Origin of the sequence: Pseudoxanthomonas indica (assembly GCF_900167565.1) — a bacterium.
Classification (GTDB): Bacteria; Pseudomonadota; Gammaproteobacteria; order Xanthomonadales; family Xanthomonadaceae; genus Pseudoxanthomonas_A; species Pseudoxanthomonas_A indica.
The window spans coordinates 281,780-308,438 of the sequence record NZ_FUZV01000002.1; the positions used below are offsets into that span (position 1 = coordinate 281,780).

Sequence of the window (26,659 nt, forward strand, 5' to 3'; positions counted from 1 at the left end):
GTGGGTGAGCGGGACGCCACGTTGCTCAAAGGTTCTGGTAGTTGGGGCCGGAACCGCCTTCCGGCGTGACCCAGGTGATGATCTCGTACGGGTCCTTGATGTCGCAGGTCTTGCAATGCACGCAATTGGCCGCGTTGATCTGCAGACGCTTGCCGGCCCCGTCATCGACGATTTCGTAAACTCCGGCCGGGCAGAAGCGCGTGCAGGGATTGTCGTACTCCACCGTGCAGCGTTCGATGCAGATGGAGGTGTCGGCCACCTTCAAGTGCACCGGCTGGTCTTCGTCATGCTCGGTGGCCGCGTAGTACACCGCCTGCAGGCGGTCGCGCGGGGCCAACGTGCGCTCGACGTAGTCGCGACGCGGCGCCTCGTGTGCGCCAATCTGGTCCAGCGAGCACCAGTCGGGCTTGTTCTTGAGCGTCCACGGCGACAGGCCGAACGACACCGTTTCCCACGCTGCATTCATCAGGCCAAACCACAGGCCCTTCTTGAAGCCGGGTTTGATGTTGCGGATCTGCTTGAGCTCCTTCATCGCCTCGGAGTCGCGCAGCTTGGCATCGAAGCCGCTCGGCTCCAGCGCGTTGCCGGCCAGGTGTTCGGCGGCCAGCATGCCGCTGCGGATCGCCTGGTGCGTTCCCTTGATCTTGGGCACGTTGAGCAGGCCGGCGGTATCGCCGATCAACAGCGCGCCCGGCATTTCCACCTTGGGCAGGGATTGCCAGCCGCCGGTGACGATGGCGCGCGCTCCGCCGGACAGGATGGTGCCGCCTTCCAGCAGCGGCTTGACCAGCGGATGGTTCTTCCATTGCTGGAAGGCTTCCCACGGTTTGTATTCCGCATCCTGGTAATCCAGGCCGCTGACGTAGCCCAGTGCAATCTGGTTGTTGTCCAGGTGGTACAGGAAGCTGCCGCCGTAGATTTTGTCATCGGCCGGCCAACCCAGGGTGTGCACGATCTTGCCGGGCGTCACGCGGCCTTCCGGCACCTGCCACAGTTCCTTCAAGCCAATCGAATAACCCTGCGGATCGCTGTCGCGGTCCAGCGCGAACTGCTTGACCAGGCGCTTGGTCAGATGGCCGCGCGCACCTTCGGCGAGCACCGTCACCTTGGCGTGGATGTCGATGCCCTGCGTGTAGCCGGGCTTGTGCTCGCCATCCTTGGCCACGCCCATGTCGCCGATGCGCACGCCAACTACGCGGCCGCTGTCATCGTGCAGGGTCTCGGCCGCGGCAAAGCCCGGATAGATCTCCACGCCCAGCGCCTCGGCCTGCGGCGCCAGCCAGGCGCAGAGTGCGCCCAGGCTGACGATGAAGTTGCCATGGTTGTGCATGCCCGGCGGCACGATTGGCGACTTGAAGCCGCCGGTCTTGGTATAGAACCAGAACTCGTCGTCCTTGGCGGGAACGCAGATGGGCGGCGGCGCGTCGCGCCAGCCCGGCAGCAGCGCATCCAGTGGCGCCGGCTCGATCACCGCGCCGGACAGGATCTGCGCACCCACGGTGCTGGCCTTCTCGATCACGCAGACCGAAATCTCCGGGTTGAGCTGCTTCAGGCGAATGGCGAAGGCCAGGCCCGCGGGACCGGCACCGACGGTGACGACGTCGTACTCCATGACATCGCGTTCAACCTCGGACATGCGGAATCCTCTCTGGCGTTTTGGCTGGGACCATTTTCGGGGTTTGCGCCAGCAGGGGCAATTCCATCAGCATGAGGCCGATGAGCCTGCCCCTGTTTCCGTCCGCAGAAAGTGAACTCGCATTGCCGGATGCGCGCTTGATCTGGCGACCGGGCTGGCTGGCCGTGGACGCGGCGGATCGCCTGCTGACGGCCTTGCGGACGGAAATCCCCTGGGAAATCCATCGCCTGCTCCTGTTCGGGCGCGAGGTGGACTCGCCGCGCCTGAGCTGCTGGATGGGTGATCCGCAGGCCCGCTACCGCTATTCGGGCAGCGAGTTCCGGCCGCGTCCCTGGCATCCGGCATTGCGCGAACTGGCTGAACGCCTGCAGGCCGAGCTGGGTGAGACATTCAACAGTGTGCTGGCCAATCGCTATCGCGATGGCCATGACAGCATGGGCTGGCATAGCGATGACGAGCCGGAGCTGGGGCCCGCGCCGGTGATAGCCTCACTCAGCCTGGGCGGCACGCGCCGCTTCGTGCTCAAGCATCGCCGGGATCCGGCGCTGAAGGCCGAGCTGGCGCTGGACCACGGCAGCCTGCTGGTGATGGCCGGCGACACCCAGCGCCACTACAGGCACGCCTTGCCACGCACTTCGCGGCCGGTCGGCGAGCGCATCAACCTGACCTTCCGCCACATCCGGCCGCATTGAACGCGGCTCAGCGCACGACGGCCGCCGGTCGAGTGGCGTCTGCCTGGCCCTGCACCAGTGACCAGCCGACGATGTCGTGGGTGATGCGGGTCAGCGATTGCTCGAACGCGCCGGCCACCTGGCTGACCTCGGTGCCGCTGGCCGGCTCGGCCTGCAGGAAGGTGCGCGAAGCCACCACGCGCTGGCTGCGCTGCTGGACCAGCTTGGCGCTGATCTCGATCGTCGCGGCCGGCACGCTCTGGCTGGCGTAATCGGACTCGAACCGGCGCACGTCCATCACCAGGCGGTAGTCGCCCAGGATGCCGGCATCGGAGCTGGACACGGCAGCAATGCGTCCGGAATCTTCAAGCACGCGTTGCACCGCATCCTGCAGCAAATCTGTGGCCGGTTGCGCCCAGGCGGCGCCCTTGTAGACCTGCAGTTCGCCCGGCGCAGGCCGTACCGAAATGCGTGGGCTGTCGACCACGCGCGCGGCAGTCGGCTTGGCGATCACCAGCGACCAGGCCACGGTGGGCCAGTTGTCGTCCGGCGCCACCCTGATCTGCGGCGAGTAGATCGTGACGGGATCGGTCTGCTTGCTGTCCAGGATCGAACAGCCGGCCAGCAGCAGCGCCGACAGTGCAAAGCTCAGGGGTCGCAGCGCCTTCATTTGGGTTCAAACTCCTTGGGTGCGTCACGGCCCAGCAGGTAGCGGGCGGGGTTGCCTTCCAGACGGTCACTGACCCGGCGCAGATCGCGAACCAGTCCGCGCAGTTCGGTCAGAGTCGGGCCCAACTGCCCCAGGCCGTCGGTGGCGAAACTGTTGATGGCCGCGCGGTTCTCGCCGAGGATCGCGTCGGCATTGCCGGCCGCCGAATCCAGCTTGGACAGCGTGGCGTCGAGCTTTTCCAACAGCGGCGGCAGTTCGCGCACCAGGTTCTGATCGATCCGCTCAATCGTGCCGTTGGTGGTGGTGAGGGTGGTGTCGAGTTTGCGCGCGGCATCGCGGGCGCTGACGATCAGCGTCTGCAGGCCTTCATCGCGGCTGGCCAGCGAACCACTGATCGATTCCAGGTTGTCCAGTGTGCGGGCGATGCTCGCCACGTTCTTGTCGCTCAACACCTGATCCAGCCGCTCGACGATGCGGCTGGCGGTGTCGGTGATGTTCTGCAGTGCAGAAGGTGCGGTCTGGATGACCGGGGCTTCGCGCTTGTCGACCGAGGTCAGCGCCGGCGCCTGCGGCGTGCCGCCACTGAGCTGGATGATGGTCGGGCCGGTCAGGCTGGTGATCGCCAGCTTGGCGCGGGTGTCGGTCTTGATGGGCGTGGAGGACTCCACGCGGATCTGGGCCACCACCTGGCGTGGATCGTTGGGCGCCAGCGACAGCTTGGTGATCGAACCGACCGCGATGCCGTTGTACTGCACCGGGCTGCCGACCGACAGGCCGGTCACCGCTTCGCGGAAGACGATCTGGTATTCCTGCCAGGTGCGCTCCGAGGAGTACTTGGCCGCCCACAGGCCGAACAGCAGCAGGGCGAACGCCACCACCAAGGTGAAGGCGCCGATCAATACATAATTGGCTCGGGTTTCCATGACTCAGTCTGCCTCTTGCTGTGCGGGCACGGCCGAACGGGCGGCGCGCGCGCGGGGTCCGTGGAAATACTCCTGCACCCACGGATGTTCGAATCGTTCCACTTCCGCCAGCGGCGCGGCGATCACCACCTTGCCATCGGCCAGCACCGCCACGCGATCACAGATAGCGTACAAGGTGTCCAGATCGTGGGTGATGAGAAAAACGGTCAGGCCCAGCGCTTCCTGCAGGGTCTTGATCAGCCGGTCGAAAGCGGCCGCGCCAATCGGGTCCAGGCCGGCGGTGGGTTCGTCCAGGAACAGCAGCGGCGGGTCCAGCGCCAGTGCACGCGCCAGGCCGGCGCGCTTGCGCATGCCCCCGGACAACTGCGCCGGCAACTTGTTCAATGCGTCGGCCGGCAGGCCCGCCAGTTTGACCTTGAGTAGTGCCAGTTCGTAGCGCCAGCTGTCGGGCAATTCGGCGTGGTGCTCCTTCAGTGGAACCTGCACGTTCTCGCCGACGGTCAGCGACGAGAACAGCGCGCCATCCTGGAACAACACGCCGGTATTGCGCTCGATGTGCAGGCGCGCGGCGGGATCGTCGGACAGCGCATCGGCATCCAGCACGGTAATCGTGCCGGCCTGTGGACGGCGCAAGGCCAGGATGCTGCGCATCAACACCGACTTGCCGGTGCCCGAACCGCCCACCACGCCGAGGATCTCACCGCGCCGCACGTCCAGATCGAGATTGTCGTGCACCGTCTGGTCGCCAAAGCGGTTGACCAGGCCACGCACCGAGATGATCGCCTCGGCGCCGGCGTTGGGGTCGCCCTCGGCGACGTCCTGCGGGGGAGCGTGGGTCTGCATCCTCACCAATCCATGTTCATGAACCACAGCGCGGCCATGGCATCGATGATGATCACCAGCGAGATCGACTGCACGACGCTGGAGGTGGTGCGTTCGCCGACCGACTGCGCCGTGCCTTCCACGCGCAGGCCTTCCAGGCAGCCAATCAGGCCGATGACCATGGCGAACACCGGCGCCTTGGACAGGCCCACCAGGAAATGCCGCACCTCGATGGTTTCGTGCATGCGCGACAGGTACATCTGCGGCGGGATGCCCAGGTCGAAAGCGCCCACGGTGATGCCGCCGGCCAGGCCGGCCATCATTGCGACGAAGGTCAGCAGGGGCAGCATCAGCAGCAAGGCGATCAGGCGCGGCAATACGAGCAGGTCAATCGGGTCCAGGCCCAGCGTGCGGATGGCGTCGATTTCCTCGCGACTCTTCATTGCGCCAATCTGCGCGGTGAACGCCGACGCCGTGCGCCCGGCCAGCACGATGGCGGTCAACAGCACGGCAAACTCGCGCAGGAAGGCGATGCTGACCAGTTCCACCACGTAAATCTCGGCGCCGAAATCGCGCAGGATCGTCGAGCCCAGAAAGGCGATCACGGCCCCCACCAGGTACGACAACAACGCCACCAGCGGCACCGCATCCAGGCCCACTTCTTCCATGTGCGAGACCGTGGCGGTCAGGCGGAAGCGCTTGGGCTCCTTGATCATGCGCAGCAACTTGACCAGGTTTTCACCGGTGAAGCTCAACAGCGAGACGATTTCCTTGCCGTTCTCGCTGACCCGCTCACCCAGCCGCGACAGCGCCGCGAGCACGCCGTAGTCGCGCTTGCGCGGCGGTCGATCATCGACCACGTCCTCGATGGTGGAGACCAGGGCCTGGTGGTCGCTGCGGAACTGGATCGCTTCGGCAGCCAGCTCGCGCCGCTTGGCATAGCGCAGCAACTGCAGCACACCGGCCGAATCGATGCGGGCGATGCCGGTGGCATCCAGGCTGCGCACGTCCTCGGGCAGTTCGCGCAGGCGATCGGCCACCACCAGCGCATTTATCAGCGTCCAGTCGCCTTCCAGCCGGACCCGGGACGGGTCGGCGGAGTCGGTCTTGCAGAGCGGGCGGGCGGGGGTAGGCGTCATGGGCTCGTTCGGCCAAGGAGCATACAGGCTATGCCGCCGAACGTGAGGGCTACGCCGACAACCCCACGCCGCCCCAGAGGCTCGCGCAACCACACCGCGGCCAGCACCACCAGGAACACTGAAGCCGACTCATTGAGTACCGCCGCCACCGACGCGCTGGTGTATTTGTACCCCCCCAACCAGCACAGCATCGACAGGCCCTGGCCCACCAGAGCCGCCGCCACGAGCCGCGGCCACGCTACGTTCCGCGGCGAAAAGGCAACCCAACGACGCATCGCCGGCAGCCACGCGATGGCCGCCAGCCCCACCACTGCGCCAAGCAGCCGCAGCAGGGTCACCCACAGCAACGGCTGTTGCTCCAGCACGCGCTTCACCATCACCACGGCTACCGCCATCAGTGCGATCGCGGTCATCCCAATCAACACACCGCGCAAGGTGTGGCCTGACGTCCGCTCGCCGTTGGCCGAAGGTCGGGTCACCAGCAACACGCCCAATGCCACCAGGCCGAATCCCAGCCATTGCTGTACGCCCAGCCGCTCCTGCAGCCAGACATAGCCCATCAGCAGCACCAGCGGGCTGTAGAGGTTGCCGATGATGCCCATGCGGCCGGCGCCCAATTCGTTGAGGGCGCGGAAGTACAAGGTGTCGGCAATTGCGATGCCCAGCACGCCACTGAGCAGGACCAGCAGCAAATCCGCCGTCGGCAATTGCGGCCACTGGCCGGCATACAGCCATAGCGCGATGGGCGCCAGTACGCTCAGCACCAGGCCGTTCTTGAGCAGGTTCAAGGCCAGCGGCGGCAGGGTCGAGCCGAGTTGGCGCGCCAGGATCACGCCCACCGCCCAGGTGGCCGCGCTGGCCAAGGCCAGGGCTTCGCCGATACCCATGTTCAAGATTCACCTTTATGCTGGCTTGCCGTTGCGAAAGTTTACGCACAGCGATCCTGGTCTTTCAGCCGGTGCCGTCCGATCCCTTCCGAGCCATGTCCGAACCTTCGACCACGTCCGCCACCTACGCGCAACGCATCGCCTTCGTCTGCGAGATCGCCAGTCGCTTGCACAGTTATGGAACCACGGCGCAGCGACTGGAGGCCGCGGTGGCGGCGGTGGCGCAGCGTCTGGGGCTGGACTGCGAACCCTGGTCCAATCCCACCGGCTTGATCCTGAGCTTCAATGATCCCACGCGTCCCCTGGGCGCGAGCGACACCACGCGCGTGATCCGGCTGGCGCCGGGCGAAACCGATCTGAACAAACTCAGCCAGGCGGATCGGATCGCCGAGGACGTGATGGCCGGCCACCTGAGCGTGGCCGAAGGCCACACCGCCCTGCGCTCGCTGGATCGCAAGCCCAGCCGGAGTTGGCGGGTGATGCAGGTGCTGGCCTCCGGGCTGGCATCCGGCGCGGTGGCCGGGCTGTGGCGGCTGCCGTGGGTGGACATTGGCGCCGCCACCTTGATTGGCGTGCTGATTGGCGTGTTCAACCATCTGCTGGAGCGGCGACCGCAGATGAAGGAAGCCGCCGATGCCGTGTCGGCCTTCATGGCCGGCTTTGTCGCGGTGCTGGTGGCCAACTTCGTGGCGCCGCTGAACCTCAACACGGTGATCATCGCTTCGCTGATCGTGCTGCTGCCCGGCATGTCGTTGACCAACGCGGTCAACGAGCTCACCAGCCAGCATCTGGTCTCAGGCGTGGCGCGTTTCGCCGGCGCGATGGCGACCATCCTCAAGCTCACCGTGGGCAGCCTGATTGCGATCACGCTGGCGCAACTGCTGGGCCTGTACCCGGAAGTGCGCGCGTTGCGTCCGCAACCCGAATGGGTGGAGTGGTGCGCGATGGTGGTGGCCGCCTATGCCTTTGCCGTGCTGTTCAAGGCCCATCGGCGTGACTATGTGTGGGTCATGGCGGCCGCGATAGGCGGCTACAGCATCTCCCGCTATGCCGGGCAAGCCTGGGGCGCTCCGGTCGGCATCTTCCTGTCGGCGCTGGTGCTCACCGCGGCCGGCAACGCCTTCGCGCGCTGGGCCAATCGCCCGGGTGCACTGATTCGCGTGCCGGGCATCCTGATGCTGGTGCCCGGCAGCGCCAGCCTGCGCGGCCTGATGAACCTGGTACAGCAGCAGGATGTGGGCGTGGGTCAGTCCGCTCTGCTCGGTGTCACCAACATCGTGATGGCGCTGATTGCCGGATTGCTGTTCGGCAATCTGGTGGTGTCGGCGCGCAAGAACCTCTGAAGCCAAGCGCCGGCATCGACACAGGAAAAAGCCGCCTCGCAGGCGGCTTTTTCGTGTTTGCGTGATCACTTGCCCGATGTGGCGGGCAAGCACACTTATTTCTTCTTGATCAGGAAATCCTCGACCTTCTTGCCCTTCGCGGTCAGCGCCGCCATCCAGCGCGGCTGCTTGCCACGGCCGGTCCAGGTTTCCTTGGGATTGGCGGGATTGCGGTATTTGGGCGCTACCTTGCCCAACTTGCGACCTGCGCGCGAGGACGGTGCGGCTGCGGTTTTGCCACGTGACGGAGCACTCTTCACGCCGCCGAAAAGTTCCTCCAACGTATAGCCTTCGGCCTGGGCGAACTTGGTGATCTTGCTGCGGACAGTGGCAATGGGCGTGCGCTTGGCCAGCTTGGTCTGCTGCTTGCGCGCCTGATCAATCAGGGCGCCCAGCTCTTTGGCCGACAGGCCTCGCAAATCAATCGACATCAAATTCTCCGGTGGATGGGTAGGTGGCACCAATCCATGGCGGCGACCCCATCTTAGGACATGGATTCGGCATAGGGAAACAAATCGGGCGGGCCATTGCGGACCCGCCCGACGAGTAACAGCTATAACGTTATTCGAGTCACGCGGAGATGCGTGCGAGCAACGTGGCCTTGTCCAGGTTTTCCGCTTCGCTGGCGCGTCGCGCGCGGTATTCGTACGTGCCCGCCGCCAGTCCGCGTTCGGAGACCACCACACGATGCGGGATGCCGATCAATTCGATGTCGGCGAACATCGCACCCGGGCGCAGTCCACGATCATCCAGCACCGCGTCCACACCGGCAGCACGCAGCTCCGCCAACAGATCGGCGGCGGCCTGCGCCACCTGGGCATCGTTCTTGGGATTGATCACGCACACAGCCACGGTCCACGGCGCCATCGGCACCGGCCAGATGATGCCGTTGGCATCGTTGTTCTGTTCAATGGCCGCGGCGACGATGCGCGACACGCCGATGCCGTAGCAACCCATCGCCGGCACGCTGGCCTTGCCGTTTTCATCGAGCACGCTGAACTGCATGGCCTCGCTGTACTTGCGGCCGAGCTGGAACACATGGCCCACTTCGATGCCGCGACCAATGCGAATCACACCACCGTCAGCGGCGGCTTCGCCTTCCACCACGTTGCGGATGTCGGCCACGGTCTCGGGCTCTTCCAGATCGCGACCCCAATTGACGCCGGCCAGGTGATAGCCGACCTCGTTGGCGCCGACCACGAAGTCGGCCATCGCGGCCACGTCGCGATCCGCCACCACGCGGATGGCTTCGCGCGGCCGCAGCGGTCCGAGGAAGCCCGGTTCGCTGCCCAGGTGCTGGCTGATTTCCGCTTCGCTCGCCAGGCGATAACCCGCCAGGCCCGGCACCTTGGCCAGCTTGATTTCGTTGACTACGTGATCGCCGCGCACCAGCGCCAGCACGAAGCCACCCTCGGTCATCACCGCGATCGACTTGACCGTGCGTTGCAGCGCAATGCCCATCAACGCCGCCACGTCTTCGCAGGTCTTCTGCGTCGGCGTGTCGACCTTGCGCAGTGCTTCGGTTGCGGCCGCACGCGGCGCCGGTGCGGCGGCCACCGCCGCTTCCACGTTGGCGGCATAGTCCGAGCCGGTGGAGAAGGCGATGGCGTCTTCGCCTGATTCGGCGAGCACATGGAATTCCTGCGAGGCGTCGCCGCCGATCGCACCGCTGTCGGCCTGCACCGCGCGGAACTCCAGGCCCAGGCGGGTGAAGATGCGCGTGTAGGCCGCATGCATGTTGTGGTACTCGCGCACCAGATCCTCGTCACTGATGTGGAAGGAGTAGGCATCCTTCATCAGGAACTCGCGCGCGCGCATCACTCCGAAGCGCGGGCGGATTTCGTCGCGGAACTTGGTCTGGATCTGGTAGTAGTTGACCGGCAACTGCTTGTAGCTGTTGAGCTCCTGGCGCGCGAAGTCGGTTACGGCTTCTTCTGCGGTGGGGCTGTAGCAGTACTGGGCTTCCTTGCGGTCGGTGATCTTGAGCAGCTGGTCGCCGAATTTTTCCCAGCGGCCGGTCTCGCGCCACAGTTCGGCCGGCTGGATGGTCGGCATCAGCAGTTCGATGGCGCCGGCAGCGTTCATTTCTTCGCGCACCACCGACTCCACCTTGCGCAGCACGCGCAGGCCCAGCGGCGACCAGGTGTACAGGCCGGCGGCCAGCTTGCGGATCATGCCGGCACGCATCATCAACTGGTGGCTCACCAGCTCGGCATCGGCCGGAGTTTCCTTGGTGGTACGGAGGTGGAATTGCGAAAGACGCATTGAAGGGGACTTGGCAGGGGATGAACACCGTATTCTGCCAGCCTTGGCCGGGGACCGCCCGATGGGCGCTCAGTCGCCCTGGCGCTGGCCATCCACGGCGATGGCCGGGTCACCCTGCCGATCCACGCGTTCATAGGGGCGACCACGCGGCGGCTTGTCGGTGATCTGCAGCACGCCCTTGTCGTCGCGCCAGCGGTACAGGCCGGGCAGGGCATCGGCATCCTGGCTGTCGGCGGCGCCGGGTGCGCGCGGGTCCGGCAGCGGGCGGTCGGCGTGCTCTTCACTCGCCAGCCATAGCGCCAGGCCAATGCCCGCGGCGGCTCCCAGCAGGATGGCCCAGACGGCGCGCATCGGCGGTCAGGGCGTGCAGTAGGCCTTCTGCGCGGCCTCGGCCAGGGCGCGCTGGTTGGCGCGCTGCTGTTCGTCCAGCGGTTGCCCACCGGGCTTGCCGTCTTCGCCGGCTTGCAACACGCGCGTGCTGCTGCTGAGCACTTCCAGATTCTTGCGTGCCTGCAGGCACTGCGGGCTGGCCACCGACTTGCCGGCCGGCTCGGACTGCGCCAGCGGTTCGCCGCGCGGGTCGATGCGACGATCCTTGTATTGCTCGCCAGCGGGCGGCTTGTCGGAATAGTGGGTGACGCCGTTGGCATCCTTCCACTGGTATACCGGGGCGGCCTGGGCGGCCAGGCTCGCTGCCGCCAGCAGGCTGCCCAGGACGACAGCGGCCGAGAGCGATCGGAAAGTGGCCCGCATGGTCGTTCCCCTGGCAGATAAGCGAGATTGCGATTCCAGCATCCCGCCAGCAGGGTTGGCAAGCCGTTGCGCCGATGCCATGGGCTAAACTGCGACCCATGGACGAAATCAAGCCGCCGCCGCGCTCGCGCGGGATCTACCTGCTGCCCAACCTGTTCACCACGGCGGGCCTGTTTGCGGGCTTCTACGCGATCATCGCCGCGGCCAACGAACAGTTCGTGCATGCCGCCATCGCGGTGTTCGTGGCCGGGTTGATGGATGGCATCGATGGCCGCGTGGCGCGCCTGACCGGCACCAGCAGCGACTTTGGCGTGCAGTACGACTCGCTGGCCGACCTGGTCAGCTTTGGCCTGGCGCCGGCGCTGGTGATGTACCACTGGTCCCTGTCGGCGCTGAAGCTGGACAGCCAGACCATGGGCCGGGTCGGTTGGGCGGTGGCCTTTCTCTATGCCGCCTGCGCCGCATTGCGCCTGGCGCGCTTCAACACCCAGGTGGGCTCGGTCGACAAGCGCTGGTTCATCGGGTTGGCCAGTCCGGCCGCGGCCGGATTGATGATGTCCTTCGTCTGGGCGTTTGCCGACGGCACCCTGGGTTGGAACGGCGACGAGCTGCGCTATGTCGCGCTGGTGGTGACCATCCTGGCCGCGTTGCTGATGGTGAGCCGGATCCGTTTCTGGAGTTTCAAGGGAACTGGTGAAGGTGGCGCGCGCGCCGATCGCGTGCCCTTCGTCGCCCTGCTGGTGGTCGCGGTGGCGATCGCCATTGCCTTCATCGATCTGCCGCGCGTGCTGTTTGCGGTGGGCGTGGTCTATGCACTGTCCGGGCCCGGCTACTGGCTGTGGCAGCGTGCGCGTCGCAGCGAGGCGCGGGTGTCATGAGCCTGGTCGACGCGGCGCTGCCCTGGTCGGCAGAACAGCAGGAGTGGCTGGCGGCGTTGGGCTACACCGTGTATGCGAGTGGTTCGGTGACCGAGGCCGTCGAACCGGAGGCTGTCGCCGCAGCGACGCCTGCACCGGAAACCGCCAACGCCGCGCCCGTCACGGCGAGAGCGCAAGCGCGCGTGGCGCCATTGCTGGATGAGGCCGCGCCGGCCCGCCCCGCGGCCGCCGCGCGGCCCGCCGCACGTCCCCGCGCAGCCGGAGCGCGACTGCCGGATCGCCTGCACTTCGCGCTGATTCGTGCGTCGGGCTGCAATCCGAATGCGGAAGGCGCCGCCGAGATCTTCGCGCAGTGGCCGGCGTCGGCCGAACTGCGCGGCAATCCCTCCGCCAAGCGCGCGCTGTGGCCGCGCCTGCGCGCGTTGCGCAGGCCAGTCCCCTAGTGAGCGCCATCCGCGCCGAACCTGCCGCCGGCCCGGTCGCATTGCGTCCGATGCGCGACAGTGATCTGGACGCGGTGATGGCGATCGAGCAGCGCGCCTATCCGTTTCCGTGGACCCGCGGCATTTTCCGCGACTGCCTCAAGGCCGGTTATCCGGCCTGGGTGCTGACCGAACATCAGTTGGTGATTGGCTACGGCATCCTCAGCGTGGCCGCCGATGAGGCGCATATCCTCAATGTCTGCGTGTCCCCCGAACGGCAGGGCCGGGGCCACGGCCGTTACCTGCTGCGTGCGCTGGTGAACTCGGCGCGCGATCTGCGCGCCGGCCGCGTTTTTCTCGAAGTGCGCCCCTCGAACCTGGGCGCGATCTGCCTGTACCACAGCGAAGGCTTCAACGAGATTGGTCGCCGTCCGCGTTACTACCCGGCGCGCGATGGTCGCGAAGACGCGCTGGTGATGGCGATCGAATTGTTCTTTGACGAGATGGCGTAGCGGCGAGCGCGCCACGCAGTTACCCACCCGCGTTCCAGCGCGTCGTTACGACCGGTAAAAAAAACGGGCCATGGGCCCGTTTTATTTCCGTGCTGTCCAACGGATTCAGAGCTTGCCGCGCTGCTCGCGCAATGCGCCCAGCTGGTTGGTCCAATCCGCCAGGCGTTGGCGTTCCTGTTCGACCACGGCGGCGGGCGCATTGTCGACGAAGGTGGCGTTGCCCAGCTTGCCGTTGCACTTGCCGATCTCGCCTTCCACGCGCTTGATTTCCTTGTCCAGGCGCGTGCGCTCGGCGTCCAGATCGACCAGGCCTTCCAGCGGCACCAACAAGGTCAGGTCACCAACCACCGCTGTCGCCGATGCCGGTGCGCTGTCGTTGGCCGAGAGCCAGGTGATCGCTTCGAGCTTGAGCAGGAACGCCAGCGACGCGCGGAAGCGATCCATGCGGGCGGGATCCTTGTCGCTGCCGCCTTGCAGCAGCAGGCTCACCTGCCTGGAGGGCGCCACGTTCAATTCACTGCGCACGCGGCGCAGCGCCGACACCATCTGCTTGAGCCATTCCACGTCCGCTTCGGCGGCAGCGAAATCCTGGCCGGCAAAGTCGGCGGCGTTGGGGTAGGGCTGCAGGGAGATGGTGTCGCCGGCAATACCCAGGCGCGGTGCGACCTGCTGCCAGAGTTCTTCAGTGACGAAGGGGATCAGCGGATGCAGCAGGCGCAGCAGCGATTCCAGCACGTGCAGCAAGGTGTGGCGGGTGCTGGCCGCGGCAACGGCGTCATCACCATTGAGCGCGGGCTTGGACAGTTCGACGAACCAGTCGCAGAACTCGTTCCAGGCAAACTCGTACAACGACTGCGCGAGCAGGTCGAAGCGGTAGTTGGCGTAGTGGCCTTCGGCTTCGGCGGTGACCTGCGCGAGGCGGGCGAGGATCCACTTTTCGGCGTCGGTGACGGCTGAAAGCTGATTGGCCGGCTTGCCCCCATCCGCCCTTCGGGCACCTTCCCCCGCTTGCGGGGGAAGGGAAGAGCCGTCGGCGGTTTCGGCAGCGGTGTTCATCAGCACGAAGCGGCTGGCGTTCCAGAGCTTGTTGCAGAAGTTCTTGTAGCCTTCGGCGCGGCCCAGATCGAACTTGATGTCGCGGCCGTGGGTGGCCAGGGCGGCAATGGTGAAGCGCAGCGCGTCGGCGCCGTGCGCGGCGATGCCGTCGGGGAATTCCTTGCGCGTGGCTTTTTCGATGCGCTCGGCGATCTTGGGCTGCATCAGCCCGACCACGCGCTTGGCCACCAGATCTTCCAGCGCGATGCCGTCGATGATGTCCAGCGGGTCCAGCACGTTGCCCTTGGACTTGGACATCTTCTGGCCCTGCGCGTCGCGGATCAGGCCGGTGACGTACACGTCCTTGAACGGCACGCGGCCGGTGAAGTGATCGGTTGCCATGATCATGCGCGCGACCCAGAAGAAAATGATGTCGAAGCCGGTGACCAGCACCGACGACGGCAGGTAGCGATCAAAACCGCGCTCCTGCATCGCCTGCGCATCAGGCCAGCCCAGCGTGCTGAACGGCCACAGCTGCGAGGAGAACCAGGTTTCCAGCACGTCGCTGTCCTGGTGCAGGGCCACGTCGGCGGAAAGGCCGGCCTTGGCGCGCGCTTCGGCTTCGTCGCGGCCGACGTAGCAGTTGCCCTGATCGTCGAACCACGCCGGTATGCGGTGGCCCCACCACAGCTGGCGGCTGATGCACCAATCCTGGATGTTCTCCATCCAGTGGCGATAGGTGTTGATCCAGTTGGCCGGGACGAACTTGACCTCGCCCTTTTCGACCAGTTCCAGTCCGCGCTGGGCCAGCGCGTCCATCTTCACGAACCACTGATCGGTCAGGTAGGGCTCGATCACCTGGCCGGTGCGATCGCCACGCGGTACCTGCAGCTTGTGCGGCCTGGTCTCGACCAGCAGGCCGAGATCTTCGAGGTCGGCTAGCACTACCTTGCGTGCTTCGTATCGGTCCAGGCCGCGATACTTCTCCGGCGCGTTGTCGTTGACCGCGGCGACCGGCGTGAACAGGTTGATCAACGGCAGGTCATGGCGCACGCCCACCTGGTAGTCGTTGAAGTCATGCGCTGGCGTGACCTTGACCACGCCGGTGCCGAAGGCGCGGTCGACATAGTCATCGGCAATCACCGGGATGCGCCGATCGGTCAGCGGCAGCTGCACCGCCTTGCCAATCAGCGACGCATAGCGGGGATCTTCCGGATGCACCATCGCGGCGGTATCGCCGAGCATGGTTTCCGGGCGGGTGGTGGCGACAATCAGGTAGTCGCGGGTTTCGCGCAGGATTTCGTTGCCGTCGGCGTCATGCTCGACGTGCTCGTAGCTGGCGCCATCGGCCAGCGGATAGCGGATCGACCAGAGGAAGCCGTCTTCCTCGACGTTCTCCACTTCCAGATCCGAGATCGCGGTCTTCAGCACCGGATCCCAGTTGACCAGCCGCTGGCCGCGATAGATCAGGCCTTCCTCGTGCCAGCGCACGAACGACTCGATGACCGCGCGCGAGGGCTGCTCGTCCATGGTGAAGGTGCTGCGCGACCAGTCACCGGAGGTGCCCAGGCGGCGCATCTGCCGTTCGATGGTGTCGCCGGACTGCGCCTTCCATTCCCAGACCTTGCCGATGAAACCCTCGCGACCGAGTGAATCGCGACTCTCGCCCTTGCCTTCGATCGCCAGGTTGCGGCTGACCACCATCTCGGTGGCGATGCCGGCGTGATCGGTACCCATCTGCCACAGCGTGTCGTAGCCGCGCATGCGGTGGTAGCGGATCAGCGCGTCCTGCAGGGTGTGCTGGAAGGCGTGGCCCATGTGCAGCGTACCCGTGACATTGGGCGGCGGCAGCAGGATCGAATACGGCTCGCCTTCGCCGCGCGGCTTGAAGTGGCCGGCGCTTTCCCACTCGGCGTACAAGCGGGCTTCAAAGGATTTGGGGTCGTAGCTGGAGGCGAGAGTCATGGGGTCCATTACATGTCGTACTTGTTTACGTCAAAGCCGCGCGCCTTGTACTGCTTCCAGCGCTCGCGCAGCGGATCGCGGGCGGCGGGATCGGCCGGGACCACTTCCAATACCCGCTCGCACTGGCCGGAAAAGGCCTCATCGCGCAGGTTGATCACCAGGGCGCGGGCGGGTGCATCGATGTCGGGCGTGGCGATCAGCACGGGCGTGAGATCGTCTTCGTCATCGGTGCCGGCAATCTGGTGCGGGATGTAGGCCTCCTCGTCGAAGGCCCACAACAGCTCGTCCAGTTCCTCGGCCTGCGCGGCGTCGCGGGCCAGGATCAAGGTCCACAAATTGCCGTCATACGCCTTGCGCGCCAGTTCGCAGACCAGCCGCAAGGGCTCTTCCAGGAAACGGGGCTTGGCGATCAGGTAGAAATCGGCGCGCATCAGGGGGAGCGGCGGTCAGCCGACGCGATCCAGCAACCACTGCGTCAGCAGACCCACCGGCCGGCCCGTGGCCATGCCGCGCTTGCCTTCGTCGTTGGCCACGCCGGCAATGTCCAGATGCGCCCAGCGCTGGCCTTCGGTGAAGCGCGCCAGGAAGCAGCCCGCGGTGATTGCACCGGCCCAACGGCCACCGATGTTGTAGACGTCGGCAAAGGTCGAGTCGAGCTGGGTCTGGTATTCGTCCCACAGCGGCAGGCGCCAGGCGCGATCGAATACGGTTTCACCCGCGGCCAGCAGTTCGTTGGACAGATCGTCGTGCTTGCTCATCAGGCCGGTGGCGTAGCGGCCCAGGGCCACCACACACGCGCCGGTCAGGGTGGCGGCATTGACCAGGGCCTGCGGCTCGAAACGCTGCGCATAGGTCAGTGCATCGCACAGGATCAGGCGGCCTTCGGCATCGGTGTTGCCCACTTCAATGGTCTTGCCGGACATGCTGGTGATGACATCGGACGGGCGATAGGCATTGCCGTCGATCGCGTTTTCCACCGCCGGCACGATCACCACCAGGTTGATCGGCAGCTGCATCTTCACCGCTGCCACGTAGGCGCCGATCACGCTGCCGGCGCCGAGCATGTCGTACTTCATTTCCTCGATGCCGCCCTGCGTCTTCAAGTTGACGCCGCCGGTATCGAAGGTGATGCCCTTGCCGACCAGCACGAACGGCTTGGCGTCGCCGCCGTTGTTCCACTTCAGCACGACCATGTACGGGCGATTGGCCGAACCGCGCGCGACCGCCAGCAGCGACCCCATGCCCAGGGTTTCCATCTGCGCTTCGTCGAGGACTTCGCACTCGGCGCCTGCGTGGTCGGCGGCAATCTTGCGGCCCTGCTCGGCGAGATAGGCGGGGTTGCAGATGTTGGGCGGCAGGTTGCCCAGTTCGCGGGTGACCTGCACGCCGGCCGCAATCGCGATGCCATGCGCCAGTGCCTGCGCGTCGTTGCCGCTGATCGCGAATCCGGTCAGGCCGGCTTCGTCGTTCTTCTTCTTGCCCAGCGTGGCGGTGTACCGGTAGCAGGCATGGTCGGCGGCGATCACCGCCTGGCGAATCTTCCAGGCATCGTCACGCTCCTTCACTTCCACTTCGGTCAAGGTGAAGAGCGCGTTGGCGGTCGGGCCGGTCTTCAACGTGCGCGCCGCATCGCCGATCGCCTTGAGATACTGCGGCACGCCGAACTTGGCCGGCTCGCCCAGTCCCACCACCAGCACGCGCGGCGCGGTGACGCCGGCCAGATCGTGCAACATGGCGGTCTTGCCGGTCTTGCCGCTGACGTCGCCACGTGCCACCAGGGCGGCCAGGCGACCTGCGCTGGCGCCGTCAATGGCTTGCGCGGCGGCGGTCAGGGTCTTGTCGGCGTAGACGCCGACGACGACGCAGTCGACCATGGCGTGGGCCGGGGCTTCCTGGTTCAGGGTGAATTCGAGGGTCATTGAGGAGATTCCGTGGACAGTTCCGTACAATCGCGCGTTCCGTCGGAGAGGGGACCGACCCGGGCGCAAGCCCGACAGGCCCCGCGCGGCGAACACCAGCGAACGAACCCCGGATTGTAAGACAAGCACGATGGCGAAGCTGGACCGCTACCTCTTCCGCGAATTCACCCAGAGCTTCCTGGCGACCCTGATCATCCTGTTGATGGTCAGTGTGGGCGGGGTGATGGCCGACATCCTCGGCCGGGTCGCCGACGGCAAGGTGCCGGCGCGCCTGCTGCTCTCCCAGTTGGGCCTGCAGTTCCTGGGCTATCTGCCCTACATCCTGCCGCTGGCCCTGATGTTGGGCCTGCTGCTGGCGTTCTCGCGCCTGTACCGGGACTCGGAAATGGCGGTGCTGACCGGCACCGGTGTGGGTCCGCGCCGGCTGTTGCGGCCGCTGCTGTCACTGGTGCTGCCGGTGGTGCTGGCCGTGGCCACCTGTTCGCTGTGGCTGGGCCCCTGGGCCATCCGCACCAGCCAGACCATGCTGGACCAGGCCAACCGCAGCCTGGTGGTGGCCGGGCTGGAAGCCGGCAAGTTCACCGTCCTGTCCAATGGCACGGTGGTCTATATCAGCGCCCTCTCGGCCGACGGCACCAGCCTCAAGCGGATTTTCATGCACCGGCAGAAGGACGATCGGTTGGACGTGGTCACCGCCCAGGACGGGCAGATGTTCTTCGAAGGCGAGCGCAAGCGTTACCTGCGCCTGAGCGACGGGTTCCGGGTCGAAGGCCCGGCCGGCAGCGGTCTGGATTACCGCTTGATGCGCTATGCCAGCAACGAAGCCGCGCTGCCGGATCGCGGTGACACCCTGGACAAGGACGATCCGGAAGTGTTGTCCACGCCCGCGCTCTTGACCGATCCGCGCCCCGGCGCCACCGCCCAGTTGCATGCCCGGCTCACCCCGCCGCTGCTGGCGCTGGCCTTCGCCCTGTTGACCTTGCCGCTGTCGCGCAGTTCGCCGCGGCAGACGCGCTATGGGCGAATCATGGTGGGTTTCCTGGCGTATCTGGTCGGGATCAGCCTGATGTTCAACGGTACCCAGGCCCTCACCGACGGCAAGCTGCCCGGCGTGGTGGGCCTGTGGTGGTTGACCCTGCCGATGCTGGCCCTGGCGATTTGGCTGTATCTGCGCGATGGCACGCTGGGCCGGGCCAAGGTGCGCGCATGAAGCTGGTCCCCAACATCCACGATCTGTACATCGGCCGGGTCGTGCTGGCCACGGTGCTGCTGACCTGGGCAGTGCTGGTGGGTCTGGACATGGTGATGGCGCTGTCCAACGAAGTGGGCGACATCGGCAAGGGCAACTACACCTTCGGCCACGCGGTGGCCTGGTTGTTCTACACCGTACCGCGTCGGGCCTACACGATGTTCCCGACCGCCGCGGTGATCGGTTCGCTGATGGGACTGGGCCAACTGGCCGCCAGCTCGGAACTGACCGCCCTGCGCGCGCTGGGCCTGTCGCGCCGTCGCCTGAGCATCTCGGTGGCGGCTGCACTGGCCTTGCTGACTGGTCTGATGGTGTTCAGTGGCGAAACCCTGGGCCCCTGGGGCCAGCGTCAGGCTGACGTGCTGAAGAACAGCGCACGCAGTGGTGACGTGGCGGTGGATCGCTACTCCGGGCTGTGGGCGCGCGAAGGCAATACCTTCATGTACGCCCAGGGCGGCGAGGAAATGGAAGACAAGGGCCGCAGCTGGCTGCAACTGCGGGATGTGCGCCTGTACGAACTGGCCGCGGATGGTCGCCTGGCGTCGATCGCGCATGCGGCCACCGCCGATCACCAGGAAGGCTTCTGGTTGCTCAAGAACGTGCGCCGCACCACCTTCCATGAGCGTTCCGTCAGCCAGGTGGTGTCGCTGGGCGAGCGCTGGGAATCCAAGCTGGATGCGGCGGTGCTGTCGTCGGGCCTGACCAAAGCGCGCAACATGCCGACCCGCGAACTCAGCCAGAACATCGACTACCGCAAGCGCAATGGCCTGGATGCGCGCGAGTACGAAGACCTGTACTGGAGCCGCTGGTTCTTCCCGCTCAATGTGTTGGCTCTGTGCCTGGCGGCCATTCCGTTCGCCTTCGGCAGCCTGCGCAGCGGCGGCATGGGCAAGCGCCTGTTCCTGGGCATCGTGTTCGCGGTCAGCTTCTGGGCGCTGCAGTTGCAGTTCGTCCGCCTGGCCAGCGCGTTCCATCTCGACTTCCGTCTGGCCTATGCGATGCCACCGATCCTCTTGCTGGCGGTCTCCGCCCTGATGTTCCGGCGCCGCAGTACCTAGCGGCGGGCGCGCTTGGGTTCGCGGATCAGGCGGGTGCCGCTGGCGCGGTCATGCCAGGTCAGATGTTGCCGGTCGATCCAGGCCCACCAGAAGCCCAGCCCACCGGCGAGCAACGACACGGTCGCTACGGCATAGCGCAGCCACAACGCGCGCCAGCCGGGCTGGCTGCCTTCCACGCCGACCACCCGCGTGCGCCACGGACGCATGCCCAGGGTCTGTCCGCCGCGGCGCCAGCTGGCCGTGGCGTAGACACCCGTCACCGCCCAGCACACCAGCCACAAGAGAATCTGCAGCGGGCTGAACGGAGCGATGTTCTCGCGGGCGGCGTGATGACCCAGGAAGGTATAGGCGACGGTGAACAGCGCCGAGATCAGCAGCCAAAGCGCAATTACCGGCAGCGCGTCGTAAACCATGCCGAACAGGCGCCAGAACACCAGCGCGCGCGGCTTTTGCGGGGAAGAATCGAGGGTGTCGTCCATCGCGAAAGGATAACGCGAGCGCCCGCCGGGCTCGCGTCCCCACTTTCGCAAGACGCCGGCTAAAGTGGCGGCATGAGTTCCAGCACGCCCGCCGAACGCCGCCAGGCCATCCTGGCCTTGCCGCCTGTCCCCGACGCCGACGCGGTGGCGATTGCCGCTTTCCTGGATGCGATCTGGGCCGAGAGCGGCCTGGCACGCCCCTCGCTGGACAGCTACCGGCGCGACCTCGAAGGCTATGCACGTTGGCGCAACGGCAAAGGCGGCGGCCTGCCGGCTGCCGATCGTGCCAGCCTGTTCGATTACCTGGCCTGGCGCACCCGCGAGGGCTACTCGCCACGCAGCAATGCGCGGCTGCTCTCGTCGCTGCGCGCGTTCTTCGCACATCGACTGCGACGTGGGGATCGTCCCGACGATCCCACCGCGCTGCTGGATCCACCCAAGTTGCCGCGGCCGCTGCCCAAGGCGCTGGCCGAATCGCAGATTGAAGCGCTACTGGCGGCGCCGGCGCTGGACGACCCGCTGGGCATCCGTGATCGCGCGATGCTGGAACTGATGTATGCCGCCGGCCTGCGCGTGAGCGAACTGGTCAACGTGCCCGCCAATGCCGTCAACCTGCGCCAGGGCGTGATCCGGGTGACCGGCAAGGGCAGCAAGGATCGGTTGGTGCCGCTGGGCGAGGAATCGCAGCACTGGATCGAACGCTACCTGGCGCAGTCACGCCCGGCGCTGGCCGGCAAGCGCAGCCTGGCGCCGCTGTTCCTGACTCCCAATGGCGAGGCGCCCACGCGGCAGCAGTTCTGGGCGCTGGTCAAGCGCTATGCGGTGTTGGCCGGAATCGATCCGGCCAAGATCAGCCCGCACGGACTGCGCCACAGTTTCGCCACCCACCTGCTCAACCACGGCGCTGATTTGCGCGCGCTGCAGCTGCTGTTGGGCCACAGTTCGCTGTCGACCACGCAGATCTACACACTGGTGGCGCGCGAGCACCTGAAATCGCTGCACGCCCGCCATCATCCCCGCGCCTGAGCCACCACCGGGATTCAGCGGCGCCGAAGGGCGCTGTGCGAGAATGCCGCGCATGTCTTCCGCCCCCCAGGAATCCTGATGAAGCGTCTTCTTGCCACCGCCCTGCTGGGTGCGCTCAGCCTGACCGCCTGCGCGCAAGCGCCGCAGTCACAGGCCGCGCAGACCCAGGGGCAGGCCAAGGCGCCCGCCAACAGCAGCGCGGCCGACGCGAAGGTGCGCGCCGCACTGAGCAAGCTCAATCCCGACGTCAGCGTGGAGTACATCGGCGTGGCGCCGCTGCCGGGCTTCCGCGAAGTGATCGCCGGTGGCCAGCTGGTCTACATCAGCGACGACGGCCGCTACCTGGTACAGGGCGCGGTGGTGGACCTGCAGCGCGAGAACCGCGACCTGATGCGCGACAGCGCGGCGTTGGCGAAATTCCGCCAGAAGCTGATCGACACCGTGCCGGTCAGCGATCGCATCGTGTTCGCCCCGCCCAATCCCAAGTACACCGTCACGGTGTTCACCGACATCGAATGCGGCTACTGCCGCAAGCTGCACAGCGAAATCGCCGAGCTCAATCGGCAGGGCATCGCGGTCCAGTACATGGCATTCCCGCGCATGGGCCTGGGCAGCAAGGACCACCAGGACATGATCTCGGTCTGGTGCGCCAGCGATCGCCGGCGCGCCCTGACCAACGCCAAGGGCGGTGGCTCCATCGAGCGCCGCGACTGCAAGAACCCGGTCTCGATGGAATACAACATCGGCCAGCGCATCGGCGTGGACGGCACCCCGGCCATCTTCACCGCCGACGGCACCCAGCTGGGCGGCTACCTGCCGCCGGGCAACCTGCGGCTGGCCCTGGACCAGTGGGCCGAAGGCAAGGGCGGCCAGTAAGCGGGAACCGGAGCCCCGGCTCACGTACAATGGCGAGCCCCGTCCCGACGGCACGCTCCCACGGTTCCGGACATGATCGTCCTTGAAGGCCAACCGGCCTTGTCGCAATTCCGCCGCGCGCGGCTTGAAAGCAAGCTCCAGTCCCTGGCTCCCGACGTCCGCATCCGCGGCGCCTGGCATGTCTACTTCATCGATGCCGAAGGGTCCGACCTGGACCTGGCCACGCTGGGACGCATCCTGCAGGCCAGCGGGCAGGCCGAGGGGCTGGCGCCGGGAGCGCAGTCGCGCTTCGTGGTGCCCCGCCTGGGCACCTTGTCGCCCTGGGCCAGCAAGGCCACCGAGTTGCTGCGCGGCGCCGGCCTGAAGCTGCGCCGGGTCGAACGCGGCCTGCGCATCGACCTGGAAAACTGGCGCGACGACGCCCGCGAGCTGGCGCGCGCCCTGCACGATCCGATGACCCAGTCGCTGCTGGCCAGCCGCGAGCAGGCCGCTGCCTTGTTCAGCGCCCCGGCGCGCGGCGAACTGGAACGCATCGCCCTGGCCGATCTGGAAGCGGCCAACAGCCGCCTGGGCCTGGCCCTGGCGCAGGACGAAATCGACTACCTGCGGGATCGCTTCGGCGAACTGGGACGCGACCCATCCGACGTCGAACTGATGATGTTCGCCCAGGCCAATTCCGAGCACTGCCGGCACAAGATCTTCAACGCCTCCTGGACCATCGACGGCAAGGAGATGCTGCACAACGGCGGCCAGCAGTCGCTGTTCCGCATGATCAAGCACACCCACCAGCAGACCCCGCAGTACACGCTGTCGGCATACAGCGACAACGCCGCGGTGGTGGAAGGCTATCCGGGCGCGCGGTTCCGCCCCGATACCGGCGGTCATTACCGCAGCGAAGCGGTGCTGGATTCGGCGTTCTGCATCAAGGTCGAAACGCACAACCATCCCACCGCGATTGCGCCCTTTCCCGGCGCCAGCACCGGCGCCGGCGGCGAGATCCGCGACGAAGGCGCGACCGGCCGTGGCGGCAAGCCCAAGGCCGGCCTGACCGGCTTCAGCGTCTCGCACCTGCGCATCCCGACCTTGCCGCAGCCGTGGGAAGCCGCGCGCGCGCTCAACCCGCGGATGGCGCCGGCGCTGGAAATCATGCTCGACGGCCCGCTCGGCGGCGCTGCGTTCAACAACGAATTCGGTCGTCCCAACCTGCTGGGCTATTTCCGCAGCTTCGAGTTGTCGCAGGGCGATGCGCTGGCGCGCGCCTACGACAAGCCGATCATGCTGGCCGGTGGCCTGGGCGCCATCGATCGCGTGCAGGTGGAAAAGAAGACCCTGTCGCCCGGCGATGCGGTGATCGTGCTCGGTGGTCCGGCCATGTTGATTGGCCTGGGCGGCGGTGCGGCCAGTTCGGTGGCCTCCGGCGAAAGCGCCGAGGAGCTGGATTTCGCCAGCGTGCAGCGCGACAACCCGGAGATGGAGCGGCGCTGCCAGGAAGTCATCGATCGCTGCGTCGGCCTGGGTCTGGACAATCCGATCCTCTGGTTCCATGACGTCGGCGCCGGTGGCCTGTCCAATGCCATTCCGGAATTGCTGCACGACTCCGGCGTGGGTGGCGTGATCGATCTGGGCAAGGTGCCCAGTGACGATCCCTCGCTCTCGCCGATGCAGTTGTGGTGCAACGAATCGCAGGAACGCTACGTGCTCGGCGTGCCGCAATCGCGGTTGGCGGAGTTTGCCGCGATCTGCGAGCGCGAGCGCTGCCCGTTCGCCGCCGTGGGCGTGGCCACCGCCGAAGAACGGCTGGTGGTGGGCTACGGCGCCACGGTCGATGCTGACCTGACGCGCGACTACCCGATCAACCTGCCGATGGACGTGCTGTTCGGCAAGCCGCCCAAGATGCATCGCGACACCCGTCATCCGCCCGCCGCGCCGTGGCCGGCGATCGACACGCGCGCGCTGGATCTGCATGAAGCCGGCCTGCGCGTGCTCGCGCATCCGACCGTGGCGTCCAAGCAGTTCCTGATCACCATCGGCGATCGCAGCGTCGGCGGCTTGACCGCGCGCGAACAGCTGGTCGGCCCCTGGCAGATGCCGGTGGCCGATTGCGCGATCACCCTGACCGATTACGAACGCTTCAACGGCGAAGCCATGTCCATTGGCGAACGCACGCCGCTGGCCTTGCTGGATGCCGCCGCGTCGGCACGCATGGCGGTGGGCGAGGCGATCACCAATCTGTGCGCCGCACCGGTGGAATCGCTGGACCGCATCAAGCTGTCGGCCAACTGGATGGCCGCCGCCGGCCATAATGGCGAAGACGCGTTGTTGTTCGACGCGGTCAAGGCCGTGGGCATGGAACTGTGCCCGGAACTGGAGATCAGCATTCCGGTCGGCAAGGACTCGCTGTCCATGCAGGCGCAGTGGTCGTCGGAAGCGGGCGCGCAGAAGTCGGTGTCGCCGGTGTCGCTGGTGATCTCCGCGTTTGCGCCGGTCACCGACGTGCGCCAGCAGCTGACGCCACTGCTGCAACGCGATGAAGCCAGCGACCTGTGGCTGATCGGCCTGGGCGCGGGCAAGAAGCGCCTGGGCGGTTCGGTGCTGGTGCAGGTCTATCCGGACGCACGCCTGGACAGCACGCTGCCGGCTTTTGCCGGCGACGATCAGGACGGCGTGCCGGATCTGGACGACCCGCAGCGCCTGCGCGATTTCTTCGCACTGATTCGTGATGCGCGCGAAGCCGGCCTGCTGCTGGCCTACCACGACCGCAGCGACGGCGGCGCGTTCGCCACCTTGAGCGAGATGGCCTTTACCTCTCATCTCGGCCTGGACATCAACCTGGATGGCTGGGGCGATGATCCCTTCCGCACGCTGTTCGCCGAAGAACTGGGCGCGGTGGTGCAGGTGGCCGATGAAGACCGTGCCGCATTCGCCGATCTGGTCGAACGCCACGCGCTGACCGAATGTGCGCAACGCATCGCCCGGCCCACCACCGCCCCGATGATTCGCGTGCAGCAGGAGGGCGAGTTGCTGTCGGAGTGGCGCTGGGAAGCCTTGTTCGATGCCTGGTGGTCGGTCAGCCACGCCATGCAGAAGCTGCGCGACAACCCGGAAAGCGCCGATCAGGAACGCGAGACCGCGCGCCAGTTCAACGCGCCGGGATTGAAGCCCAAGTTGAGCTTTGATGCCGGCGACGACATCGCCGCGCCCTTCATCGCCAAGGGCGCACGGCCGAAGGTGGCGATCCTGCGCGAGCAGGGCGTCAATGGCCAGATTGAAATGGCCTCGGCGTTCACCCGCGCCGGTTTCGATGCCTTCGATGTGCACATGAGCGATCTGATCGCCGGTCGCGTGACGCTGGATGGCTTCAGCGGCTTCGCGGCGTGCGGTGGTTTCAGCTACGGCGACGTGCTGGGCGCCGGTCGTGGCTGGGCCACCTCCGTGCTCGAACGCAGCGCGCTGCGTGACGCGTTTGCCACGTTCTTCGCCCGCAACGACACCTTCTCGCTGGGCGTGTGCAATGGCTGCCAGATGCTCAGCCAGCTCAAGGACATCATTCCCGGCGCCGAGCATTGGCCGCGTTTCCTGCGCAATCGTAGCGAACAGTTCGAAGCCCGCACCGCACTGCTGGAAGTGCTGGAATCGCCCTCGGTGTTCTTCCGCGGCATGGCCGGCTCGCGCATTCCGGTGGCGGTGGCGCATGGCGAAGGCCGCGCCGACTTCGATTCCGGCGTGGATCCGGCGGCGGCGCGGATTGCCCTGCGCTATATCGATGGCGAAGGCCACGTGGCCGAGCACTATCCGACCAATCCCAACGGCTCGCCCGACGGCATCACCGGCCTGACCAGCAACGACGGTCGCGCCACCATCTTGATGCCGCACCCCGAGCGCACCCCGCGCCGGGTCAACCACAGCTGGGCGCCGGCCGACTGGCCGGAAGACTCGCCGTGGCTGCGCATGTTCCGCAACGCGCGCGTCTGGGTGGGATGACCGCCAGTGCAGCGCCGAACCTGCTCCGTCGCTGCGCTGCAGGCGCTTCGGTACCAGGGTAGGGCGGCTCGCTGGCCGGTGCTAAAGTCTGCACGTCTTGACGAGGTGCTC

Annotated in this window: 24 protein-coding genes; 10 read left to right on the plus strand and 14 right to left on the minus strand. The window is 66.6% G+C overall.

Going from position 1 to position 26,659, the window contains the following annotated elements:
* Positions 1-25: 25 nt before the first annotated feature.
* A complete protein-coding gene (locus tag B5X78_RS11935; protein WP_079724762.1) occupies positions 26-1,636 on the minus strand; it encodes an electron transfer flavoprotein-ubiquinone oxidoreductase in 1,611 nt (536 codons plus the stop codon).
* An 80-nt stretch (positions 1,637-1,716) separates the two neighbouring features.
* Between B5X78_RS11935 and B5X78_RS11940 the strand changes: the two genes are divergently transcribed.
* A complete protein-coding gene (locus tag B5X78_RS11940) occupies positions 1,717-2,328 on the plus strand; it encodes an alpha-ketoglutarate-dependent dioxygenase AlkB family protein (RefSeq protein ID WP_079724763.1) in 612 nt (203 codons plus the stop codon).
* 7 nt (positions 2,329-2,335) lie between these two features.
* Here the strand turns inward: B5X78_RS11940 and B5X78_RS11945 are convergent, their stop codons facing one another.
* From B5X78_RS11945 to B5X78_RS11965, 5 genes are read right to left on the minus strand one after another with little or no spacing between them, the layout of a single operon-like run.
* Entirely contained in the window at positions 2,336-2,977 is a 642-nt protein-coding gene (locus tag B5X78_RS11945; RefSeq protein ID WP_079724764.1) for an ABC-type transport auxiliary lipoprotein family protein, read from the minus strand.
* Positions 2,974-3,900 carry an MlaD family protein gene (locus tag B5X78_RS11950; protein ID WP_079724765.1) on the minus strand — a complete coding sequence of 309 codons (927 nt, stop codon included), beginning with the start codon at positions 3,898-3,900 and terminating at the stop codon, positions 2,974-2,976. Before B5X78_RS11950 ends, B5X78_RS11945 begins: the two co-directional genes overlap by 4 nt.
* Positions 3,901-3,903: 3 nt before the next feature.
* Positions 3,904-4,743, minus strand: coding sequence for an ABC transporter ATP-binding protein (locus B5X78_RS11955; protein ID WP_079724766.1), 840 nt, complete (start codon positions 4,741-4,743; stop codon positions 3,904-3,906).
* Positions 4,744-4,745: 2 nt separating this feature from the next.
* Entirely contained in the window at positions 4,746-5,861 is a 1,116-nt protein-coding gene (locus B5X78_RS11960) for an ABC transporter permease (RefSeq protein WP_079724767.1), read from the minus strand.
* Positions 5,858-6,748, minus strand: a complete 891-nt coding sequence (locus tag B5X78_RS11965; protein WP_079724768.1) for a DMT family transporter — start codon at positions 6,746-6,748, stop codon at positions 5,858-5,860. Before B5X78_RS11965 ends, B5X78_RS11960 begins: the two co-directional genes overlap by 4 nt.
* A gap of 95 nt (positions 6,749-6,843) precedes the next feature.
* On the opposite strand from B5X78_RS11965, the gene B5X78_RS11970 reads away from it, so the two are divergent.
* Positions 6,844-8,091, plus strand: coding sequence for a threonine/serine exporter family protein (locus tag B5X78_RS11970; RefSeq protein ID WP_079724769.1), 1,248 nt, complete (start codon positions 6,844-6,846; stop codon positions 8,089-8,091).
* 95 nt (positions 8,092-8,186) lie between these two features.
* Here the strand turns inward: B5X78_RS11970 and B5X78_RS11975 are convergent, their stop codons facing one another.
* The 4 genes from B5X78_RS11975 to B5X78_RS11990 all read right to left on the minus strand — a co-directional run bounded on the left by B5X78_RS11975 (position 8,187) and on the right by B5X78_RS11990 (position 11,148).
* Positions 8,187-8,561 carry an H-NS histone family protein gene (locus tag B5X78_RS11975; protein ID WP_079724770.1) on the minus strand — a complete coding sequence of 125 codons (375 nt, stop codon included), beginning with the start codon at positions 8,559-8,561 and terminating at the stop codon, positions 8,187-8,189.
* 139 nt (positions 8,562-8,700) lie between these two features.
* The gene (locus tag B5X78_RS11980; protein WP_079724771.1) at positions 8,701-10,395 is read right to left on the minus strand and encodes a proline--tRNA ligase; all 1,695 of its coding nucleotides are present in this window, start codon (positions 10,393-10,395) and stop codon (positions 8,701-8,703) included.
* A 69-nt stretch (positions 10,396-10,464) separates the two neighbouring features.
* The gene (locus B5X78_RS11985) at positions 10,465-10,746 is read right to left on the minus strand and encodes a DUF4124 domain-containing protein (RefSeq protein ID WP_079724772.1); all 282 of its coding nucleotides are present in this window, start codon (positions 10,744-10,746) and stop codon (positions 10,465-10,467) included.
* 6 nt (positions 10,747-10,752) lie between these two features.
* On the minus strand, positions 10,753-11,148 hold the full coding sequence (locus B5X78_RS11990) for a DUF4124 domain-containing protein (RefSeq protein WP_079724773.1): 396 nt from the start codon (positions 11,146-11,148) through the stop codon (positions 10,753-10,755).
* A gap of 98 nt (positions 11,149-11,246) precedes the next feature.
* Here B5X78_RS11990 and pssA point away from each other — a divergent pair, with 98 nt between their 5' ends.
* Genes pssA through rimI form a run of 3 tightly spaced genes read left to right on the plus strand, consistent with a single transcriptional unit; the run spans position 11,247 to position 12,960 of the window.
* Positions 11,247-12,026 (plus strand): CDP-diacylglycerol--serine O-phosphatidyltransferase, encoded by a 780-nt coding sequence (pssA, locus tag B5X78_RS11995; protein ID WP_079724774.1) that lies wholly within the window; start codon positions 11,247-11,249, stop codon positions 12,024-12,026.
* Positions 12,023-12,469: a hypothetical protein gene (locus B5X78_RS12000; protein ID WP_079724775.1), complete on the plus strand. Its 447-nt coding sequence runs from the start codon at positions 12,023-12,025 to the stop codon at positions 12,467-12,469. Before pssA ends, B5X78_RS12000 begins: the two co-directional genes overlap by 4 nt.
* 50 nt (positions 12,470-12,519) lie before the next feature.
* The gene (gene rimI / locus B5X78_RS12005; protein ID WP_079726156.1) at positions 12,520-12,960 is read left to right on the plus strand and encodes a ribosomal protein S18-alanine N-acetyltransferase; all 441 of its coding nucleotides are present in this window, start codon (positions 12,520-12,522) and stop codon (positions 12,958-12,960) included.
* Positions 12,961-13,065: 105 nt separating this feature from the next.
* Here rimI and B5X78_RS12010 read toward each other — a convergent pair whose 3' ends face one another.
* From B5X78_RS12010 to B5X78_RS12020, 3 genes are read right to left on the minus strand one after another with little or no spacing between them, the layout of a single operon-like run.
* Positions 13,066-15,960 carry a valine--tRNA ligase gene (locus tag B5X78_RS12010; protein ID WP_079726157.1) on the minus strand — a complete coding sequence of 965 codons (2,895 nt, stop codon included), beginning with the start codon at positions 15,958-15,960 and terminating at the stop codon, positions 13,066-13,068.
* 8 nt (positions 15,961-15,968) lie between these two features.
* Positions 15,969-16,394 carry a DNA polymerase III subunit chi gene (locus tag B5X78_RS12015; protein WP_079724776.1) on the minus strand — a complete coding sequence of 142 codons (426 nt, stop codon included), beginning with the start codon at positions 16,392-16,394 and terminating at the stop codon, positions 15,969-15,971.
* A 12-nt stretch (positions 16,395-16,406) separates the two neighbouring features.
* Positions 16,407-17,879: a leucyl aminopeptidase gene (locus B5X78_RS12020; RefSeq protein WP_079724777.1), complete on the minus strand. Its 1,473-nt coding sequence runs from the start codon at positions 17,877-17,879 to the stop codon at positions 16,407-16,409.
* 130 nt (positions 17,880-18,009) lie between these two features.
* On the opposite strand from B5X78_RS12020, the gene lptF reads away from it, so the two are divergent.
* The gene (gene lptF, locus B5X78_RS12025) at positions 18,010-19,089 is read left to right on the plus strand and encodes an LPS export ABC transporter permease LptF (RefSeq protein ID WP_079724778.1); all 1,080 of its coding nucleotides are present in this window, start codon (positions 18,010-18,012) and stop codon (positions 19,087-19,089) included.
* Positions 19,086-20,186, plus strand: a complete 1,101-nt coding sequence (gene lptG, locus B5X78_RS12030; protein WP_079724779.1) for an LPS export ABC transporter permease LptG — start codon at positions 19,086-19,088, stop codon at positions 20,184-20,186. The genes lptF and lptG overlap by 4 nt, the downstream gene beginning before the upstream one ends.
* Here the strand turns inward: lptG and B5X78_RS12035 are convergent.
* Positions 20,183-20,665 (minus strand): RDD family protein, encoded by a 483-nt coding sequence (locus tag B5X78_RS12035; RefSeq protein WP_079724780.1) that lies wholly within the window; start codon positions 20,663-20,665, stop codon positions 20,183-20,185. The two genes, lptG and B5X78_RS12035, sit on opposite strands and share 4 nt — an antisense overlap.
* 72 nt (positions 20,666-20,737) lie before the next feature.
* Between B5X78_RS12035 and xerD the strand changes: the two genes are divergently transcribed.
* The 3 genes from xerD (at position 20,738) to purL (ending at position 26,548) form a co-directional block, all read left to right on the plus strand.
* Positions 20,738-21,691 (plus strand): site-specific tyrosine recombinase XerD, encoded by a 954-nt coding sequence (xerD, locus tag B5X78_RS12040; RefSeq protein WP_079724781.1) that lies wholly within the window; start codon positions 20,738-20,740, stop codon positions 21,689-21,691.
* A 78-nt stretch (positions 21,692-21,769) separates the two neighbouring features.
* On the plus strand, positions 21,770-22,567 hold the full coding sequence (locus B5X78_RS12045; protein WP_079724782.1) for a thioredoxin fold domain-containing protein: 798 nt from the start codon (positions 21,770-21,772) through the stop codon (positions 22,565-22,567).
* 72 nt (positions 22,568-22,639) lie between these two features.
* Entirely contained in the window at positions 22,640-26,548 is a 3,909-nt protein-coding gene (gene purL, locus B5X78_RS12050; protein ID WP_079724783.1) for a phosphoribosylformylglycinamidine synthase, read from the plus strand.
* Positions 26,549-26,659 lie beyond the last annotated feature (111 nt).